The sequence below is a fragment of the Micromonospora nigra genome (assembly GCF_900091585.1).
GTDB classification, from domain to species: domain Bacteria; phylum Actinomycetota; class Actinomycetes; order Mycobacteriales; family Micromonosporaceae; genus Micromonospora; species Micromonospora nigra.
This window is the reverse complement of record NZ_FMHT01000003.1, coordinates 6,110,268-6,127,937: the sequence shown is the minus strand read 5'-3', so window position 1 is coordinate 6,127,937 and position 17,670 is coordinate 6,110,268. Positions and strand designations below refer to the sequence as shown.

The following is a 17,670-nucleotide window of genomic DNA, read 5'->3' as shown; positions in this document are numbered from 1 at the left end:
CCGCAATGCGACGAAGTTAAATACATCACTGTTCGAGGCTGCGTCCATCACTGTTGCGTGCCGCTTCGCGACGTCAGCCGGCGGGGATGAACCTCCTCGCGGAGGCCCGGCGCCGAGCGTCGCACCACCTCCCGCCCGCGACGCAGCGTCGCCATAGCAACATCTCCGCGTAACGGCAATACCTGCGCCCGAGCGTGCGACACGGCCACGTCACGGTGCGTGTTCACGGGCCCGTGGCATGCGAATCCGTTGGTAGGTTGGCGCGCCGAAGCCGAGCTGCGCGGGATCGCCGTGCGCCGTCTTCGCCGGCAGATCCGAGCCTCTACGGGGGAGTCTCGACATGCGTAGATCAACGGCGGGCGCAAGCACTTCCGACGGGGCCCTGTCGCCAGGGTCACCGACCCTGCCCCGCGAACCCATGCCGCACAGCCCCGCACGGACGTGGTGTCCACGCGACACCCCGCCCCGTCGCCGCGCCCTCATCGTGGCCGGCTGACGCCCGCACAACCCTTCCCGCGACTGCCTCGCGCCGCTCGTAACCATGTTCGACCGCACCCGGAACGGAGGAGCGCTCCCGTGACATCCGACGAGCGCACAATGGAACCAAGCACCGTCGAAACCGGATACCGGAGGGGATACAGGAACCCGATCGCCCTCCGTGACGCCATCGCCCGCGCGCACGCGACCAACGTGTGGCGCACCACCGCCGTCGCGGTCCTCGACCACCTGACGATTCCGGTGGTCCTCCTGGCTGCCACGTCACCTGCGGTTCGACATGCGGGCTGGCTGGTGATCTGTACGGCGGTACTCCTCGGCGTGGTCGTCGCGGCGCGGCAGTTGCGTGCCCTGGAATGCCTCGTCCACGAAGCGTCGCACTTCAACTGGAGCCGGCGGCACCGGACCCTCGGTGACGTCCTCGCCGCTGTCCTGGCCGGCGTACCCACCGGTGCGCGGATCGCGGACTACCGGCAGAGTCATCTGGTGCACCACGGGCGCTTCGGGACAGCCGCCGACCCGGACCGGCAACGCTACGAGCAGCTCGACCTGGAGGACCTCGACCGGTCCGACCTGGGCTCATACGCTGTCGGCCTACTCTGCCGGTTTGTGCCGTACCAGCGCGGTTGGCTGGACACCCTCGGATCGGCGCCCGGCACAGCGCTCCTGCCCTTCGCGTGGTGCGCCGTCGTGATAGTACTGCCGGGATGGCTTCTGGGCGGGCCGGTCTGGGCGGGCTCTGCCGCGCTGGCGTGGTTGGTCGCACACCTGGTGGCCCTGCCGGTGGTGCGCTTCATCGGCGAGAGCAGCGAACACGTCTACCGCGAGGCAGACACGGTGTTCGCCGCCACCGTCAGCAATCTCGGGCTGGCGCAGCGGCTGCTCATTCACCCTCACGGCGACGGTTACCATACGATTCACCACATGTGGCCGGGAGTGCCGCACCACCAGTTGGCGAAGCTGCACCGGGTGCTCCTCAGCGAGGATGACGAGTACCGAAGCAAGATCAGGTATCGCACTCGGGTGCGGCAACGGCCCCGTACCGGTTGGACAGAGAACAGGGCAACGGCATGACCACACTGCACATCGACCACACCGTGCTGAGCGGGTACCCCGAGGTGGTCATCGCCCTCGTCGTCGCGGAGGGGGTGGCGGGCGCCGACTCGTGGCCCGCCGCCGAGCGCGCCTTGACCGCCTTGGAGGCATCCGTGGCCGACGGCTCGTGGGCCCCGTCCACCGAGGACGACCCGCCGATCGCCGTGTGGCACGCCATCTACCGCCGCTTCGGAACTAATCCGCGCAGGGTGCGGCCCAGCGTCGACGCCCTGTGCCGACGGCTGGCACGCACCGGTCAGCTACCACGCGTCAACGGGCCAGTCGACGCGTACAACGCCGTGTCCGTTCGGCACGGGCTGCCCGCCGGCGCGTTCGACCTCGACGCCGTGCGCGGGGACCTGCACCTGCGCCTGGCGCGCGACGGCGACGTCTTCACCCCGCTGGGGGAGCCGGAGACCACCGAGCAGCCGCGCCCCGGAGAAGTCGTCTACGCCGACGACTTCTCCGTCCTGACCAGGCATTGGAACCACCGCGACGCCGAGCGCACCAAGGTGACCTCCAACGTCGAGAACGTCCTGTTCCTTCTGGAGGGCGTACCGGGTGCGGTCGGGCAGTCGACCCTGGACGAGGCGGCCCAGGCGCTGACCGCCCTGGTCGCCCCGCAGGCGAAACGCGTTACCCGTCACCTGCTCGGTGCCGCCCACGCCACCGCCGAGGTCAGCGTCCGAGCCCGCGCATAGGCATGGAGACCACCTATCTGGCGGGCCTGGCTCTCGGGCTGGCCCTGATCGTGCCGATCGGCGCGCAGAACGTCTTCGTCGTCGGGCAGGGCCTCGCCGTGGGCTGGCCCCGAGCGGGTTGGGCCGTCATCGCCGCGGGCTGCTGCGACACGCTGCTCATCCTGGCCGGAGCCGCCGGCGTCTCCGGCCTGCTGACCGGTTTCCCGGCGCTGCGTGGGGCACTCCTGCTGGGTGGAGCCGCGTTCCTGACGTATCTGGGTGTGCAGTCCTGGCGCAGCACGGCGACGACCATGCGGCTGGAGGCCAGCGAGGCACTCAGGGTCAGGAGCGTGATTCGCCGTACCGTGGCGGTGTCGTTGTTGAACCCGCACGCGATCCTCGACACGGTAGGCGTGATCGGGTCTGCCGTGGCCGCTCAGGCAGAAACGTCACGCATGCTGTTCGCCGGTGGCGCGTTGAGCGCCTCCTGGATCTGGTTTCTCTTCCTCGCCGCAGGAGCCGCAGCTCTGCGCCGCTATCTGACACCACGCCGTGCGTTGTGGTTCGAGCGGATCTCCGGCATGGTCATGCTCCTCTTCGCCGCGTTCCTGCTCCTGGAGTTCGTCCAGTTCGTCGCCGCGTAGAGGTCGGGTCCGGGGCGCGGGGAGCGGGACGACCACTCCAACTTGACATAATGTAGATTATCGAATCCTTCGCTGTGCCGGAGGCGAGGGGTGCAGCCGACCCAATCCGCAACCGGCCGTGTCCTGCGTGCGGCATCCGGGCTCACCGCCACAATGGCGGACAGCGGGGTGTCGAGAACCCGTGACCGGCTCCGTCCCCGCAGTGAACGTGGACCGAACGGGATCACGCCAGCACCGAGGAGGACGAGATGGCCAAGTATCTGCTGCTCAAGCACTACCGTGGCGCTCCGGCACCCGTCAACGACGTGCCTATGGACCGGTGGACGCCGGAGGAGATCTCGGCTCACATGCAGTACATGCAGGATTTCGCGGACCGACTCGTGCAGACCGGCGAGTTCGTCGACGGCCAGGCGCTCGCCCCCGAGGGCACGTTCGTGCGGTACGACGGCGAAGGGCGCCCACCCGTCACCGACGGCCCGTTCGCCGAGACCAAGGACCTCATCGCCGGCTGGATGGTGATCGACGTCGACAGCTACGACCGCGCCATCGAGCTGGCCGGGGAGCTGTCGGCCGCTCCGGGTGCGGACGGGAAACCGATCCACGAGTGGCTCGAGGTGCGCCCGTTCCTGACCGCGCCGCCCACCATCACCGACTGACGGTGGACGAGGCGCTGCTGCGCAGCCTCACGCCCAGCGTGCTCGGCATCCTCGTCCGCCGTGGCGCAGACTTCACGGCGGCCGAGGACGCCGTGCAGGACGCGCTGGTCGAGGCGGTCCGCGCCTGGCCGGCCGACCCGCCACGGGACCCGAAGGGTTGGCTGGTCACCGTGGCCTGGCGCCGGTTCCTCGACGCGACCCGGGCGGATGCCGCGCGCCGCCGCCGGGAGAGCCTCGTCGACGAGGAGCCGGTGCCCGGGCCGACGCCCATGGTGGACGACACGCTCCAGCTGTACTTTCTGTGTGCCCACCCGTCGTTGACGCCGTCGTCGGCGGTCGCGCTGACGCTGCGCGCCGTCGGTGGACTGACCACCCGCCAGATCGCCCGGGCCTGTCTGGTGCCGGAGGCGACCATGGCGCAGCGCATCAGCCGGGCCAAGCGCACCGTCGCCGGGGTGCGGTTCGACCGGCCCGGTGACGTCGCCACCGTCCTGCGTGTCCTCTACCTGGTTTTCAACGAGGGTTACGGTGGTGATGTCGACCTCTCTGCCGAGGCCATCCGGCTCACCCGGCAGCTCGCGGCCACGATCGACCACCCCGAGGTGGCGGGGCTGCTCGCCCTCATGTTGCTGCATCACGCCCGGCGTGCCGCCCGGACCGCGCCCGATGGCAGCCTGGTGCCGCTCGCCGAGCAGGACCGTGGTCGGTGGGACACCGGGTTGATCGCCGAGGGGGTCGAGATCCTGCGGGCGGCTCTCGCCCGTGACCGGCTGGGTGAGTTCCAGGCCCAGGCCGCCATCGCGGCGTTGCACGCTGACGCGCCCACCGCCGGGGAGACCGACTGGGTGCAGATCGTCGAGTGGTACGACGAACTCACGCTTCTGACGGACAGCCCGGTGGTCCGACTCAACCGTGCGGTGGCTGTCGGTGAGGCCGACGGACCGCGTGCGGGGTTGGCGGCGCTGGCCGCGCTGGACGACTCACTGCCTCGCTACGCGGCGGTGTCGGCGTATCTGCACGAGCGTGACGGTGACCTGGTGACGGCGGCGCGGCGGTATGCCGAGGCGGCCCGGAGGGCCGAGAACCTCGCGGAGCGCGACCACCTGATGCGCCAGGCCGCGCGCCTGAACGCCCGCGGGTGTCGCTAGCGGGCCGCAGCCGCGGATCTCGTGGTGCAGTCGGGCGTCGGGTACGTCGAGGGTTCGGTGGTGGTCATGGTGTGGCTCGCGGGGGTGGGTCAGAGGCCGCCGGCGACGCGGAGGATCGCGCCGGTGGTGTAGGAGGCGTCGGGGCTGAGGAGCCAGGCGATGGCGGCGGCGACCTCGTCGGGTTCGCCCGGTCGGCCGAGGGGGATGCGCGGGGCGGCGCGGTCGGGTCGGTCGGGTTGGCCGGACAGGGCGTGGATGTCGGTGCGGATGATGCCGGGGGTGACGGCGTTGACGCGGATGCCGCCGGTGATGACGGTGACGGGTGCCATTGCCCCTCCCCCTGTGGGTCAGTGCCTCTCCCCTGTGTCGTGTCGGGGTGAGGTTACCGGGGGTGTGTGACGTATCGGCGGTGCGTGGCGCAGGTATGGCAGCGGGTGTTGTCGCGCGGTGTGGAGGGTTGCAATGTCGGGGCTGCTGGTGGGTGATGTGGTGGAGAACTTCGAGTTGCCGGACGATCTGGGTCGGTTGCGGCGGTTGTCGGAGTTCCTGTCGCGGGGGCCGGTGGTGGTGTTCTTCTATCCGTCGGCGTTGAGTCCGGTGTGTACGGGTGAGGGGCGGCGGTTCCGGGATCTTGCGACGCGGTTCGGGGTGGTGGGTGCGCAGCGGGTGGGGATCAGTCGGGATCCGGTGGAGCGGCAGGCACGGTTGGCGCGCCGGTACGGGTTCGACTTTCCGTTGTTGTCGGATCCGCAGGGGGTGGTGGCGCGGCGGTTCGGGGCGCGGCGGTGGTTGCCGTTGGGGCCGTTGGGTACGCGGCGGATGACGTTCGTGATCGGGACGGACTGGCGGGTGCGGGATGTGGTCCACAGTGAGTTGGGGGTGCAGGAGCACGCGGATCGGGCGTTGCGGGTGCTGGGGGGTTGATCTTCCGGTTGTCGGGGTGGGCTGGTATCAAGGCAGGCGTCGGAACGGGTGTACGGGAGAGGTTGCTGATGGGTGCCGCTGGCCAGGGGTTGTCCGATGACGAGGTGCGCAGCATCCGGGAGGCGTTGGCGGCGGGGCGCCGGCCGAAGGTGGTGTTCACGGCTGCGGCGGGTCAGATCGCGGGGCAGGTGGGTCAGGTGGTGGAGCTGACCGATCCGGCGGTGTCTGACGAGTTCGTGGTGGTGCGGTTCGGGCGTGACGAGTTGCCCTTCTCCCCCACCGATGTGGCGGTCGCGCCGCGGGGTGCGGGGCGTCGGGAGGCGAAGGTGGAGGAGCCGGCGCCGGTGCCTGCGGTGGCGGCGGAGCCGGAGTTCGTGTTGGACCGGGTGCCGGCGCAGCGGCGGGAGGAGCCGGTGGTGGAGGCGGCGGAGGCGAAGCCGGCGCGGCGGGTGGTGAAGGCGGCGAAGGCGGTGAAGCCGAAGGGGCCGGCGGGGTTGACGGTGACGTTGGCGTATGCCGAGGGTGAGTGGACGGTGGCGGCGCAGCAGGGTGCGAAGGTGTTGGCGAAGCCGTATGTGGTGAAGCCGGCGGAGGCGTTGCGGATGGTGGCGCTGGTGGATGTGCCGGGGGTGCACGAGGCGGTGGAGCAGATCCTGTCGGTGGAGCGGGCCGAGGCGGAGCAGCAGGCGGAGAGGCTGCGGGCGGAGTTGGCGGAGATCGAGGCGCGGTTGGCGGAGTTGCGCGAGGCGGGCTGACGGCGCCGATCTGGTCGTGGTGTGCGCTGTCGGCAGGGGCCGGGCGGGGGTCTTCCCCCTGCCCGGCCCCTGCCGGTGGAGGGGTCAGAAGTAGTCGAGCAGGTGGGCGGGTGGGCCGGCGGCGAGGAGGTCGAGTTCGCCGGGGTGGTGGCCGCCGGTGGGGTGCAGCAGCCCGGCCTGGGTGGCGGCGTGGGCGGTGGTGACGCCGGCGTGGAGCAGGGCGAAGCCGCGCACGGTGAGGTGGGCTGCGGGTTCGGTGTCGGTGGGTCGCAGGGTGGCGGCGCCGTCGGCGACGTCGAGGTGCCAGGTGCCGGTGTTCCAGTCGGCGAGGTCGTCGGTGAGGGTGAAGGTGACGTGGCCGCGGGTGTGGGCGGGCCAGCCGCGGGTTTCGACGGCGCGGGCGATGTCGACGGGGCGGTGCATGAACGTGTCGCGGTGCTGGACGCGGGCGACTTCCAGGGGCAGGTGGGCGGTGACGGCGTCGCCGGGCAGCGGGACCAGGCGGATGGTGGGGGTGACGCTGTGCCAGGTGGCGAGGTTGCCGATGAGGGTGCGGGCGGCGTCGCCGGTGGTGGCGAGGGCCTCTTCGACGGTGAGGATCGCGTCGGGGCCGTACCCGCGCCCGCGGTTCCAGCCGGCGTAGCCGACGAGGTGGCCGTCGTGTTCGACGAGGGTGAGTCCGTCGAAGGGTGGTTCGTCGCCGGGTTCGAAGCGGGGGCCGTGGCGGGTGAGCAGGCCGGTGCGGTGTCGGGCGACCTGTTGGTAGAGGTCGGCGGTGGCGGGCAGGTCGGCGGGGGTGCCGGCGCGGACGGTGAGGTGTGGGGCCGGTCGGTGGGCGGGGAGCGCGGCGGTGGGTAGTTCGAGGGTGCGCAGTTCGCCGGTGACCTCCCAGCCGCAGGCGCGGTAGGGGGCGGCGGTCGTGGGATAGAGGGCGCTGAGGGCGGCGCCGCGGTCGCGGGCGGTGGTGAGCAGGGCGCGCAGGAGGGCACGGGCGGTGCCGTGGCCGCGGGCTTCGGGTGCGACGGCCACGCCGGCGACGTCGGCGGTGGGCACGGTGCGGCCTGCCCACCACTGGTGGTGGTGCAGGTCGACGGCTTTGCCGACGAGGCGGCCGGTGTGGTCGAAGGCGCCGTGTCGGGTGGCGTCGGCGGTGGGGGTGGTGAGGTTGGCCGGGGGTTGCGGGTCGGAGCCGAAGGTGAGGCGGCCGAGGTGCCAGGCGTCGGTGAGTTCGTCGGTGGTGAGTTCGCGGATGGTGGTGGACACGGCTGGACCCTAGTCGCGGTGCTGGCGGTGTCGAAGCGGTTTTGTGGCGTTCAGGTCGCGGTGACGGTGGGTTCGTGCCGTACGGGGAAGGTGACGGAGTTGGCGATGTAGCAGGCGTGGTGGGCGGCGGTGTGCAGGGCGGTGGCTGTCTCGACGGTGGTGGGGTCGGCGACGGTGACGTGGGGGCGTAGGAGGGCGTCGGTGAAGCGGCCGGTGCCGGTGTCGTCGGTGGTCATGGTGGCGGTGGCGTGGTCGACGTAGTCGGTGACGACGATGTGGTGGTCGGCGCACAGGTGCAGGTACCAGAGCATGTGGCACTGGGACAGGGAGGCGAGTAGGAGCTGTTCGGGGTTCCAGCGGGTGGGGTCGCCTCGGAAGGTGGGGTCGCTGCTGCCGGGGATGGGTGGGCGGCCGTCGGTGGTGACGTGGTGGTCGCGGCGGTAGTCGCGGTAGCCGCTGGTGCCGGTGCCGAGGTTGCCGGTCCAGGTGACGGTGGTGCTGTAGTGGTGGTGGGTCACCCGGTCATCTTCTGCGGGGGTGGTGGTGGGTGTCGAGGGCCGGTCGTCGTGGGTGGGCCGCCGGGCAGCCGCGGGAGGGTCGCGGCCGCCCGGCGGCGGGTCGGTGCTGCGGGACGTGGGTCGGGTCAGTGTTGCGGGATGTGGGCGACGCCGATGCGTTTGCGGAACACCCAGTAGGTCCAGCCCTGGTAGGCCAGGACGATGGGGGTGAAGATCACCGCCACCCAGGTCATGATCGTCAGGGTGTAGGGGGTGGAGGCGGCGTTGGTGGCCGTCAGGGTGCCGGCGGGGTCCAGGGTGGACGGCATGACGTTGGGGAACAGGGCGGCGAAGAGGGTGGCGACGGCGAGGCCGATGGCGACGGCGGTGCCGGTGAACGCCCAGCCTTCGCGGCGTGCGTGGGCGGCGGCGAGGCCGCCGAGCAGGGCGAGGGCCGCGCCGACGGCGAACACGACGGCGGTGGTGCTGGAGCGGATGGTCAGGGTCCAGGTGAGGAAGGCGACGGCGAGGCCGGCGGTGGCGACGCCGAGGCGTACGGCGAGGGTGGCGGCGCGGTCGCGGATGTCGCCGACGGTCTTGAGGGCGATGAACACCGCGCCGTGGGTGAGGAAGAGGGCCAGGGTGGTGGCGCCGCCGAGCAGCGCGTACGGGTTGAGCAGGTTGAGCAGGCCGCCGACGTACTCGTGGTCGGCGTCGAGGGGTACGCCGCGCAGGATGTTGGCGAAGGCGACGCCCCAGAGGATCGCGGGTAGGAGTGAGCCGACGACGATCGCGGTGTCCCAGCGGCGTTTCCAGGTGGCTTCGGGGCGCTTGTGGCGGTATTCGAAGGCGACGCCGCGGGCGATGAGGGCGAGCAGGATGAGCAGCAGGGGCAGGTAGAAGCCGGAGAACAGGGTGGCGTACCACTCGGGGAAGGCGGCGAACATGGCGCCGCCGGCGGTGATGAGCCAGACCTCGTTGCCGTCCCAGACCGGCCCGATGGTGTTGATCATGACTCGGCGTTCGCGGTCGTCGCGGCCGAGGACGGGGAGCAGCATGCCGACGCCGAAGTCGAAGCCTTCGAGGATGAAGTAGCCGGTGAACAGGACGGCGACGAGGAGAAACCAGATGGTGGTCAGTTCCACGTGGGGCTCCGGGATCAGTAGGCGAAGGCGAGCGGGCGCTCGGCGTCGTCGGTGTCGTCGGGTGCGGGGGTTTCGGTGACGTCGGGGACGCCGGCCCTGGCGTAGTGGATCAGGAGTTTGACCTCGATCACGGCGAGGGTGGCGTAGATGAGGGTGAAGGCGGTGAAGGAGGTGAGGACCTCGGTGAGGGAGACGCTGCGGGAGACGCCGTCGCGGGTGAGCATCTCGCCGAAGACGATCCAGGGTTGGCGGCCCATCTCGGTGAAGATCCAGCCGAAGGAGTTGGCGAGCAGGGGCAGCACGGGCATGGCGAGGCCGGCGCGCAGCAACCAGCGGCTGGTGGGGGTGCGGCCCCTGCGCTGGGTCCAGAGCACGAGCAGGGCGATGGCGGCGGCGGCGAGCCCGAAGCCGATCATGAAGCGGAAGCTCCAGTAGGTGACCGGGATGATGGGGGCGTAGTTGCCGGGGCCGTACTGGGTGGCGTACTGGGCCTGGAGGTCGTTGATGCCCGCGACGGTGCCGTCGGGGTCGCCGGTGCCGAGGTAGGACAGCAGGTACGGGATCTTGATGGCGAACAGTTCGCGGGAGCCGTCGAGGCTGCCGATGGTGAGTACGGAGAACGGCGCGGGGCTCTCGGTCTCGTACAGGCCCTCGGCGGCGGCCATCTTCATGGGCTGCACCTGCGTCATGATCTTGCCTTGGATGTCGCCGGTGATCATGACGGCGGCGGTGGCCGCGAGAGTGACCCAGGCGCCGAACTTCGCGGCGAACCGGTAGGCGGGGGTGTCGGCGCTGTCGCGGTTGCGGATCAGGTGCCACAGGGCGACGGCGACCAGCAGCGACCCGGCGACGAGGAAGGCGCCGGCGATGGTGTGCGGGAAGGTGATCAGCGCGACCTTGTTGGTGAGGACGGCGACGAAGTCGGTCAGTTCCGCGCGGCCGGTGTCGGGGTTGATGCGGTAGCCGACGGGGTTCTGCATGAACGAGTTCGCGGCGAGGATGAAGTAGGCCGACAGGTTGGTGCCGATGGCGGCGGCCCAGATGGCGGCGAGGTGCAGGCGTTTGGGCAGCCGGTCCCAGCCGAAGATCCACAGGCCGATGAAGGTGGATTCGAGGAAGAAGGCGACCAGGGCCTCGATGGCCAGGGGGGCGCCGAAGATGTCGCCGACGAAGCGGGAGTAGTCGCTCCAGTTCATGCCGAACTGGAACTCCTGCACGATGCCGGTGACCACGCCCATGGCGAAGTTGATCAGGAAGAGCTTGCCGTAGAACTTGGTGAGCTTGAGGTACTTCTCGTCGCCGGTGCGGTGCCAGAGGGTCTGCAGGATCGCCACCAGCACGGACAGGCCGATGGTCAGCGGCACGAACAGAAAGTGGTAGACGGTGGTGACACCGAACTGCCAGCGGGCGACGTCCAACGCGTCCACCTGCAACCCCCCAGGCTCTTCATACTACGAGACGTAGTAAATACTACTTCCCGTCGTAGGGGTGTCGGCAGGGACGCAGGGCCCGAACCGGCCCGGGACCAATGACCCTGATCACCCCGGTCCCCCGGCCCACCGTGACACCCCACGGTGGCGCGGGCATGCGATCATGACCGGCTGATGGACACCACCCACTCCCCCTGGCGACCGCCGCTGATCTGGCGCGCCGCCCAGCTGCTCGCCCGCGCCGTCGTCGCCCTGCTGGCCCGCCTGGAGGTCACCGGGGACATCCCGGCCGCGCTGCGCGACGGGCCCCTGATCCTGGCCGCCAACCACATCAGCCCGTTCGACCCGGTGGTGCTCGCCGCCGCCTGCCGGGCCCGCGGCGTCGCACCGCGCATCATGGCCACCGGAGGGCTGTTCCGCGCCCCGCTGATCGGTGCGGCGATGCGCCGCGCCGGGCACATCCGCGTCGACCGGGGCACCGCCGCCGTGCACCGCGCCCTCGACGCCGCCGCCGCGGCGGTCGGTTCGGGCTCCGCGATCCTCGTCTATCCCGAGGGGCGCATCGGCCTGGACCCCGGCATGTGGCCCGAACGGGGCAAGACCGGCACCGCCCGCCTCGCGCTCACCTGCGACGCGCCCGTCGTACCCGTCGCCCAGTGGGGCTCCCACGAAGTACTCCCCTACCGGGCGCCCCGCGGCATGCTGCGTGGCCTCGCCCGCAGCCTGACCCGCCGGCCCGTGCTGCGGGTGCACTTCGGCGACCCCGTCGACCTGGGCGGACTGCATCCCGACACACCCGGCGCCGCCCGGCACGCCACCGACCGGATCATCGACGCGCTCACCGACACCCTCGCCCCGCTGCGCCCCGACGAACCCGACCGGCCCCGGCACGTCGACCCCGGCCGGCCCGTCGACCTCACCCGGGTGCACCGCCGTCGCACCGGCTGACCCTCCGGCGATCGGCCACCGGCCTCAGGCGGCCTGCACCGCCTTCAGCACCTCCGTGACCGCCGCCGCGACCGGCGCCACGGGGCTGGCCAGCGCCGCCAGCCGGTGCAACAGCACCGTCACCCGGGCCGGCTCGACGTCGGGGCGGCCCAGCTGCGCCCGCAACTCGGCGGCCACCGCATGCGCCGGCTGCGGCAGCTGCGCCCGGTGTTGCTCCACCAGCTTCAGCAGCTGGGCCAGCAACGCCGGCACGTCGACCCCGGTGGGCGTCGTCGCGGCCAGGCTCCCGCCGACCGCGTGCGCGCCGGGCCCCACCGCCTGGTTGCCCACCTGGCTCACCCCACCGGACTGGTGGATGCCGTAGTTGGTCGAGTTGTCGGACACGCCGTCGCCTCCCCTGGCTAGTTCTCCCCCGCCCGGCGGGCGCGCGGTGCGGCCGTCCCGGTTGTCTGCTGCTGGGCCTGCGCCCCGGTGCCGACGGCCTGGTTGCCGACCACGCTGAGCCCACCGGTCTGGATCACCCCCTGGTTCAGGATGGTCGTCTGCCGGATCCGGAACTCCGCCGTGTCCACGCCCCGCTCGTCGAGGAAGTCGACGATGGCGGCCAGGACGTGCCGCTCGACCACCTTCAGGTGCTTCGCGGCGTCGAGCACCTGGAAGTAGTTGTGGTAGCCGGAGCCGGCGGCGAGCTCCCGAACCCCGACCCGGGTCCCGTAGTCGTAGCCCAGGTCCTCCTGCGCGGCGCGGCGCAGCCGCGCCTGGCGTGGGTTGCGCCGCAGCGCGGCCACCAGGTCACGCAGCAGCCGCCCCGGCGCGCCGAGCGCCGTGCGCAGCAGTCGCTCGGTCGCGGTGGCCAGCAGCTGGGCGAACTGGCTCGGCGGCAGCACCTCGGGCAGCCGGTCCACGTCGTGGTAGGCCAACCGTGGCGGCTCCAGCACCGTGCGGGCGCACTCCAGATACAGCACCCGGCCGTCGGTGGAGAAGTGCAGGAACGTGGAGGCCACGACCTCCCCACCCCACGACGGCACCACGGCGCACAGGTAGTGCCGGGCCGCGCCCTGCGGATGGGCGGCCACCTGCAGGACCTGCGCGTGGGACCACCGCTGGCGGGGCATCCGCGCCCGGTCGGGCAGCAGCCGCGCGTCTCCGGTCAGCAGGTGCCCACCGACGAAGACGCGGTCTTCCAGGCGCAGCCCCGCCAGGCGGCCCGCGTCGGGGTCGGGATCACCGGCGGGGTCCCACCGGATCGCGGTCAACCGCTGCCGCACGTGGTCGATCAGGTCGACGACGGTGAAGAGGGCCGGCTGCCGGTCCCCGCCCGCCCCGGGACCGAACAGGCCCGGCTCCTGCCCGACGGGCAGGATCGGCAGGGCGAACGACCAACCGGCCACCGGGGTGCCGTGCCCGACGAACGGGGCGTACCCGCCGTAGACGGTGACGTTGCCGCGCTGCGCCTCGGCGACGGCCGCCAGCCGGGCGGCGAAGCGGCCCGGCTGGGGCAGGTCCCGGGGAGCCGGGTCGAACAAGTCGCGCCGTAGCCGCATCACCAGCAGTTGCCGGGTGCCCATCAGGTAGCCCACCAGCACCAGCCACGCGGCCACGCCGAACAGCAGGGCCAGCCACGGCCGGCCGACCGCCAGATCCGCCAGGCCACCGTCGCTGGGCGACACCAGGCTGATCTGCAGCAGCACCAGCAGCGACACCATCGCGACGGACAGCACGCCCAGCAGCGGGCCGGCCGGGCCGTGCCGGGTCGGGCGGAACGGGGCCAGGGCCGTCCCGAACGCCATCGCCGCGCCGACCACCAGGGTCGACAGTGGGGACAGCAGCACCGCCACGCCCCCCAGAACGACCAGCCAGGTGTCGCGGCGTTGCCGGCGGCGGCGGGCGTGCAGGCAGTGCCGCAGCACCGCAGCCAGGTCGAAGCCCACCGATGGAGCGACCGCGCGCAACTCGTCGTCGCACACCTCGCTGAGCACCCGATCGGTGAACTCCTCGTCGGTGTACGCGGCGACACACAGGTACCGGGTGGCCTCGGTGTCGCTGTCCCGGTGCGGGTCGTCGGGCGGAGGCTCCCCCGGGGAAATGTCGACCTCGTCGCGTAGCACCATCCGGCTCACCTCCGTGGCGTGGATGCGGTGGGATCGGTGGCCGGTGGCTTTCGGCGTGCCGTCAGCCACGCCAGCAGGACTCCGAAGACGCTGCCGCAGAACAGCGCGGAGGACAGGGTGTCGGGCACCAAGTATGGCGAGGTCAGCTGGCGGGCGTGGCCACCGTCGTCGAACAGCAGCACGACCAGCCCGCCGATGGCCGCCGCCACCGCGGCGAGCACCGGCACGGCGAACGCCACCAGGGCGCGGTGCCCACGCGGCGGCACCGGCGTCGCTGCGGCGAGGCGGCGCAGCAGCCACAGGGCGAGCACGATGAACAGCACCGTCCGCAGGTTCTCCGACAGCCGGTACGTCAGGTCGGGGCCGTCCTCAAGCCCCAGGTCCCACCTCAGCCAGGTCAGTCCGTACAGGGCCGTGTTGCCGATGCCGGTGATCAGTCCGACGATGCCGTCGTCCCTCTTGACCAGCTCGGACTGCCATTGCCTGAGCTGCTCGTTGACCCAGGGGCTGCCGACGAGCACGGCCGCGCCCGCCAGCAGCCCGGCACCGGCCGGCAGCCGTGGCGGTGCCGGCGGGGGCGGCGGAGTCAGCCGGGGCGGCAGCGGATCCAGCGGACGGGACTGCACCACCGGGCGCAGTAATGGTGACCCGGCCTGACGGTCCGGTCCGGACAACGTCCACGGCGTCATGGACCCATCATCACCATGACCAACAGTTGTGCCGCCGTCACTGTCAGGCATCCGGCAGTCTTGGGGTGGCGGGCCCCGCCGACGGCCGGACACGCCCCGCCAACCCGCCGTCCGCCGGTCGGTCGGTCTCCGGTCACCGGCGGCCGGCATACTGCCCAGCGTGCCGACCCTCTACCTGGACGCTCCCGCGCCGCTGGCGTTCGCCCACCGCGGTGGTGCGGCCGACGGCGACGAGAACACCGCCGCGGCGTTCGCGCGGGCGATCGCGCTCGGCTACCGGTACGTGGAGACCGACGTGCACGCCACCGCCGACGGGGTGGCCGTGGTGTTCCACGACCCCACCCTGCGTCGGGTCACCGGCGAACCCGGGCGCATCGCCGACCTGCGGTGGGCTGACCTGGCGTCGGTGCGCGTCGGCGGGGCCGCCGTGGTGCCCCGCCTCGACGAGGTCCTCGACGCCTGGCCGCAGGTGCGGTTCAACGTCGACGTCAAGGCCGACAGCGCCGTCGAACCGGCCGTCGCGGCGCTGACCCGGGCCGGTGCCGGTGACCGGGTGCTGCTGGCCTCGTTCAGCGACGCCCGGCTGGCCCGACTGCGGGCGGCCACCGGCGGACGGGTCGCCACCAGCCTCGGCATGCGGGAGGTGGCGCGGCTGCGGCTGGCGTCGCTGGCCGGCCGCCCGGTGCGCCTGCCACCGTCGGTGGTGGCCGCGCAGGTGCCGGTGCGCTACGGGCGGGTGCCCGTGGTGGACCGCCGGTTCCTGCGCCTGGCCCACCGTCTCGGCCTGCACGTGCACGTCTGGACGATCGACGAACCTGCCGAGATGCACGACTTACTTGATCTCGGGGTGGATGGCATCATGACCGATCACGTCGGCGTCCTGCGCGACGTCTACCGCAGCCGCGGCCACTGGGCCGCCTGAGCACCGACGAGGAACCGATGGCCGAGACCGCGACCCCCGCGGCGCGCGACACCCCACTGCCGGCCAGCACCCGGCGCGAACGCACCGGCTGGTACTTCTACGACTGGGCGATGTCGGCGTTCTCCACCACCGTCATCACCGTGTTCCTCGGCCCGTTCCTGACCACCGTCACCGAACTGGCCGCCGGCTGTGAGCTGGGCGCCGACACCTGCGCCGGGTACGTGTACCCGCTGGGCATCAAGGTGGCCGCCGGCTCGTACTTCCCGTACCTGGTGTCGCTGTCGGTGTTCCTCACCGTGTTCGTGCTGCCGGTCGTCGGGGCGGTGGCCGACCGGACGAGACACAAGAAGCGGCTGCTGGCCGCGGCCGCGTTCACCGGCGCCGCCGCCACCGTCTCCATGCTGTTCGTCACCGGCGAGGCGTACCTGCTCGGCGGGGCGCTGTTCCTGGTGGCCAACATCGCCTTCGGCGCGGGCGTGGTGGTCTACAACTCGTTCCTGCCGCAACTCGGCGGCCCGGACGACCGCGACGGCATCTCCAGCCGCGGCTGGGCGCTGGGCTACCTCGGCGGCGGCCTGCTGCTGGCGTTGAACCTGGTCGCGGTGCAGACGTTCGACAACGGGCAGCCGGAGCGCACCCTGGACCTGGCGCGATGGTCGATCGTCTCGGCCGGCGTGTGGTGGGCGCTGTTCACGCTGGTGCCGCTGCGGTGGCTGCGCGAACACCCCACCGCCGTCGCGGTCGCCGACGGCGGCAACGTGCTCACCGGCGGGTTCCGGCAACTCGGCCGCACCCTGCGGGGGATCAAGGCGTACCCGCTGACGCTGTACTTCCTGCTGGCGTTCCTCGTCTACAACGACGGCATCCAGACCGTCATCGCACTGGCCAGCCAGTACGGGACCGAGGAGCTGCGGCTCGGGCAGAGCACCCTGATCGTGACGATCCTGCTGGTGCAGTTCCTCGCGTTCGGTGGGGCGCTGCTGCTCGGCGCCCTCGCCACCCGCATCGGCGCGTGGAAGACGGTGCTGCTGAGCCTGGTGCTGTGGACCGGTGTCATCCTCGCCGCGTTCCGGTTGCCCGCCGAGGCGCCCGTGCCGTTCATGGTGCTCGGCGCGGCCATCGGTCTGGTGCTCGGTGGCAGCCAGGCACTGAGCCGGTCCCTGTTCAGCCAGCTCATCCCCGCCGGCAAGGAAGGCGAGTACTACGGCTTCTACGAGATCAGCGACAAGGGCACGAGTTGGTTGGGGCCGCTGGCGTTCGGCCTGGTGTTCCAGCTCACCAACTCCTACCGGGTGGGTCTGGTGTCGCTGCTGATCTTCTTCGTGGTCGGGTTCCTGCTGCTGCTGGCCGTACCGATGCGGCGGGCCATCGTGGCCGCCGGGAACACGCCCCCGCGCGTGCTGTGAGACCCGTCGCCGCGCCGCGCCGCACCGATCCGGCGGCGTCGATCGGCTAGGCTGCCCGTCCGTGACCGACGACGCCGCCTCCCCGACCTGCCTGGCCCGCCCCCTGGGGCCCGGCGACAGTTCCACCGGGTGCGCCGCGGCGCGGGGTGCGGACGGCCGGCCACTGCACGCGGCGGCGCTGAAGTTCTTCTGGGGCCCGATGGACTGCGGCAAGTCCACGATGGCGTTGCAGATGAACCACAACCACGCCCGGCAGGGCCGCCGGGGGCTGGTCACCACCCGCATCGACCGGTCGTTGGGGCCGCGGGTCACCACCCGCATCGGTCTGGCCCACGACGCGGTCGAGGTCACCGACGACCTCGACCTGCTCGCCCTGGTCCGCGGCACGTGGGCCGAAGGGGTACGCATCGACTACCTGATCTGTGACGAGGCGAGCTTCTACACGGTCGCGCACGTCGAGCAGATGGCCGAACTGGTCGACGGCTACGACGTCGACGTGTACGCCTTCGGCCTGGCCACCGACTTCCGGTCCTGCCTGTTCCCCGCCGCCCAGCGGCTGTTCGAACTGGCCGACGAGGTGGCCCGCATCCAGGTCGAGGTGCTGTGCTGGTGCGGACGCGAGGGGCTGCTCAACGCCCGCGTCGTCGACGGTCGGGTGGTCCGCGAGGGTGAACAGGTCGTCATCGGAGACACCGTGGACACGGCCGACGTGCGCTACCAGGTGCTGTGCCGGCGGCACCACCGCACCGGGGACCTCGGCCCGCGTGCCTGAGGCCGGATAACGGTCTGATCACCCTGCGAACCTTTCGCGGGGCCTCGGTGCTCCTTGCGGTGACGGCAGCGGCGACCGGCGTCGCGGCCG

18 protein-coding genes and 1 pseudogene are annotated in these 17,670 nt (G+C 71.8%); 11 read left to right on the top strand and 8 right to left on the bottom strand.

Going from position 1 to position 17,670, the window contains the following annotated elements:
- Positions 1-597: 597 nt before the first annotated feature.
- The 5 genes from GA0070616_RS26905 (at position 598) to GA0070616_RS26885 (ending at position 4,718) form a co-directional block, all read left to right on the top strand.
- Positions 598-1,569: a fatty acid desaturase family protein gene (locus GA0070616_RS26905; RefSeq protein WP_091089330.1), complete on the top strand. Its 972-nt coding sequence runs from the start codon at positions 598-600 to the stop codon at positions 1,567-1,569.
- Positions 1,566-2,291, top strand: coding sequence for a B3/B4 domain-containing protein (locus tag GA0070616_RS26900; protein WP_091089327.1), 726 nt, complete (start codon positions 1,566-1,568; stop codon positions 2,289-2,291). Before GA0070616_RS26905 ends, GA0070616_RS26900 begins: the two co-directional genes overlap by 4 nt.
- Positions 2,292-2,293: 2 nt before the next feature.
- Positions 2,294-2,914: a LysE/ArgO family amino acid transporter gene (locus tag GA0070616_RS26895; protein ID WP_091089324.1), complete on the top strand. Its 621-nt coding sequence runs from the start codon at positions 2,294-2,296 to the stop codon at positions 2,912-2,914.
- A 248-nt stretch (positions 2,915-3,162) separates the two neighbouring features.
- Positions 3,163-3,570 carry a YciI family protein gene (locus tag GA0070616_RS26890; RefSeq protein WP_091089321.1) on the top strand — a complete coding sequence of 136 codons (408 nt, stop codon included), beginning with the start codon at positions 3,163-3,165 and terminating at the stop codon, positions 3,568-3,570.
- Positions 3,571-3,572: 2 nt separating this feature from the next.
- Positions 3,573-4,718 carry an RNA polymerase sigma factor gene (locus tag GA0070616_RS26885; RefSeq protein WP_091089317.1) on the top strand — a complete coding sequence of 382 codons (1,146 nt, stop codon included), beginning with the start codon at positions 3,573-3,575 and terminating at the stop codon, positions 4,716-4,718.
- Positions 4,719-4,807: 89 nt separating this feature from the next.
- Here the strand turns inward: GA0070616_RS26885 and GA0070616_RS26880 are convergent.
- Positions 4,808-5,020, bottom strand: a pseudogene (locus GA0070616_RS26880) (SDR family oxidoreductase); the annotation flags it as partial.
- A 160-nt stretch (positions 5,021-5,180) separates the two neighbouring features.
- Between GA0070616_RS26880 and GA0070616_RS26875 the strand changes: the two are divergent.
- Both GA0070616_RS26875 and GA0070616_RS26870 read left to right on the top strand, forming a co-directional pair.
- Positions 5,181-5,642 (top strand): peroxiredoxin, encoded by a 462-nt coding sequence (locus GA0070616_RS26875; RefSeq protein ID WP_091089313.1) that lies wholly within the window; start codon positions 5,181-5,183, stop codon positions 5,640-5,642.
- A gap of 68 nt (positions 5,643-5,710) precedes the next feature.
- On the top strand, positions 5,711-6,397 hold the full coding sequence (locus GA0070616_RS26870) for a hypothetical protein (protein WP_091089310.1): 687 nt from the start codon (positions 5,711-5,713) through the stop codon (positions 6,395-6,397).
- 84 nt (positions 6,398-6,481) lie between these two features.
- Here the strand turns inward: GA0070616_RS26870 and GA0070616_RS26865 are convergent, their stop codons facing one another.
- The 4 genes from GA0070616_RS26865 to GA0070616_RS26850 form a co-directional block, all read right to left on the bottom strand.
- A complete protein-coding gene (locus GA0070616_RS26865; protein ID WP_091089306.1) occupies positions 6,482-7,660 on the bottom strand; it encodes a GNAT family N-acetyltransferase in 1,179 nt (392 codons plus the stop codon).
- A 50-nt stretch (positions 7,661-7,710) separates the two neighbouring features.
- Positions 7,711-8,178: an OsmC family protein gene (locus GA0070616_RS26860; protein ID WP_091089303.1), complete on the bottom strand. Its 468-nt coding sequence runs from the start codon at positions 8,176-8,178 to the stop codon at positions 7,711-7,713.
- Between the two features lie 125 nt (positions 8,179-8,303).
- On the bottom strand, positions 8,304-9,302 hold the full coding sequence (gene cydB / locus GA0070616_RS26855; protein ID WP_091089298.1) for a cytochrome d ubiquinol oxidase subunit II: 999 nt from the start codon (positions 9,300-9,302) through the stop codon (positions 8,304-8,306).
- Positions 9,303-9,316: 14 nt separating this feature from the next.
- Positions 9,317-10,729, bottom strand: coding sequence for a cytochrome ubiquinol oxidase subunit I (locus tag GA0070616_RS26850; protein ID WP_091089294.1), 1,413 nt, complete (start codon positions 10,727-10,729; stop codon positions 9,317-9,319).
- A gap of 177 nt (positions 10,730-10,906) precedes the next feature.
- Here GA0070616_RS26850 and GA0070616_RS26845 point away from each other — a divergent pair, with 177 nt between their 5' ends.
- Positions 10,907-11,680 carry a lysophospholipid acyltransferase family protein gene (locus GA0070616_RS26845; RefSeq protein WP_091089289.1) on the top strand — a complete coding sequence of 258 codons (774 nt, stop codon included), beginning with the start codon at positions 10,907-10,909 and terminating at the stop codon, positions 11,678-11,680.
- Positions 11,681-11,704: 24 nt separating this feature from the next.
- Here GA0070616_RS26845 and GA0070616_RS26840 read toward each other — a convergent pair whose 3' ends face one another.
- Genes GA0070616_RS26840 through GA0070616_RS26830 form a run of 3 tightly spaced genes read right to left on the bottom strand, consistent with a single transcriptional unit; the run spans position 11,705 to position 14,480 of the window.
- Complete coding sequence (locus GA0070616_RS26840) at positions 11,705-12,064, bottom strand: hypothetical protein (RefSeq protein ID WP_091089286.1); 360 nt, start codon at positions 12,062-12,064, stop codon at positions 11,705-11,707.
- Between the two features lie 17 nt (positions 12,065-12,081).
- Positions 12,082-13,791: a hypothetical protein gene (locus tag GA0070616_RS26835; protein ID WP_091089282.1), complete on the bottom strand. Its 1,710-nt coding sequence runs from the start codon at positions 13,789-13,791 to the stop codon at positions 12,082-12,084.
- Between the two features lie 5 nt (positions 13,792-13,796).
- Positions 13,797-14,480, bottom strand: a complete 684-nt coding sequence (locus tag GA0070616_RS26830; RefSeq protein ID WP_139129004.1) for a hypothetical protein — start codon at positions 14,478-14,480, stop codon at positions 13,797-13,799.
- A gap of 151 nt (positions 14,481-14,631) precedes the next feature.
- On the opposite strand from GA0070616_RS26830, the gene GA0070616_RS26825 reads away from it, so the two are divergent.
- The 3 genes from GA0070616_RS26825 (at position 14,632) to GA0070616_RS26815 (ending at position 17,580) form a co-directional block, all read left to right on the top strand.
- Positions 14,632-15,402: a glycerophosphodiester phosphodiesterase family protein gene (locus GA0070616_RS26825; RefSeq protein WP_425413015.1), complete on the top strand. Its 771-nt coding sequence runs from the start codon at positions 14,632-14,634 to the stop codon at positions 15,400-15,402.
- 17 nt (positions 15,403-15,419) lie between these two features.
- A complete protein-coding gene (locus GA0070616_RS26820; RefSeq protein ID WP_091089272.1) occupies positions 15,420-16,808 on the top strand; it encodes an MFS transporter in 1,389 nt (462 codons plus the stop codon).
- Positions 16,809-16,869: 61 nt separating this feature from the next.
- Positions 16,870-17,580: a thymidine kinase gene (locus GA0070616_RS26815; protein WP_091089269.1), complete on the top strand. Its 711-nt coding sequence runs from the start codon at positions 16,870-16,872 to the stop codon at positions 17,578-17,580.
- The last annotated feature ends 90 nt before the right edge of the window (positions 17,581-17,670 follow it).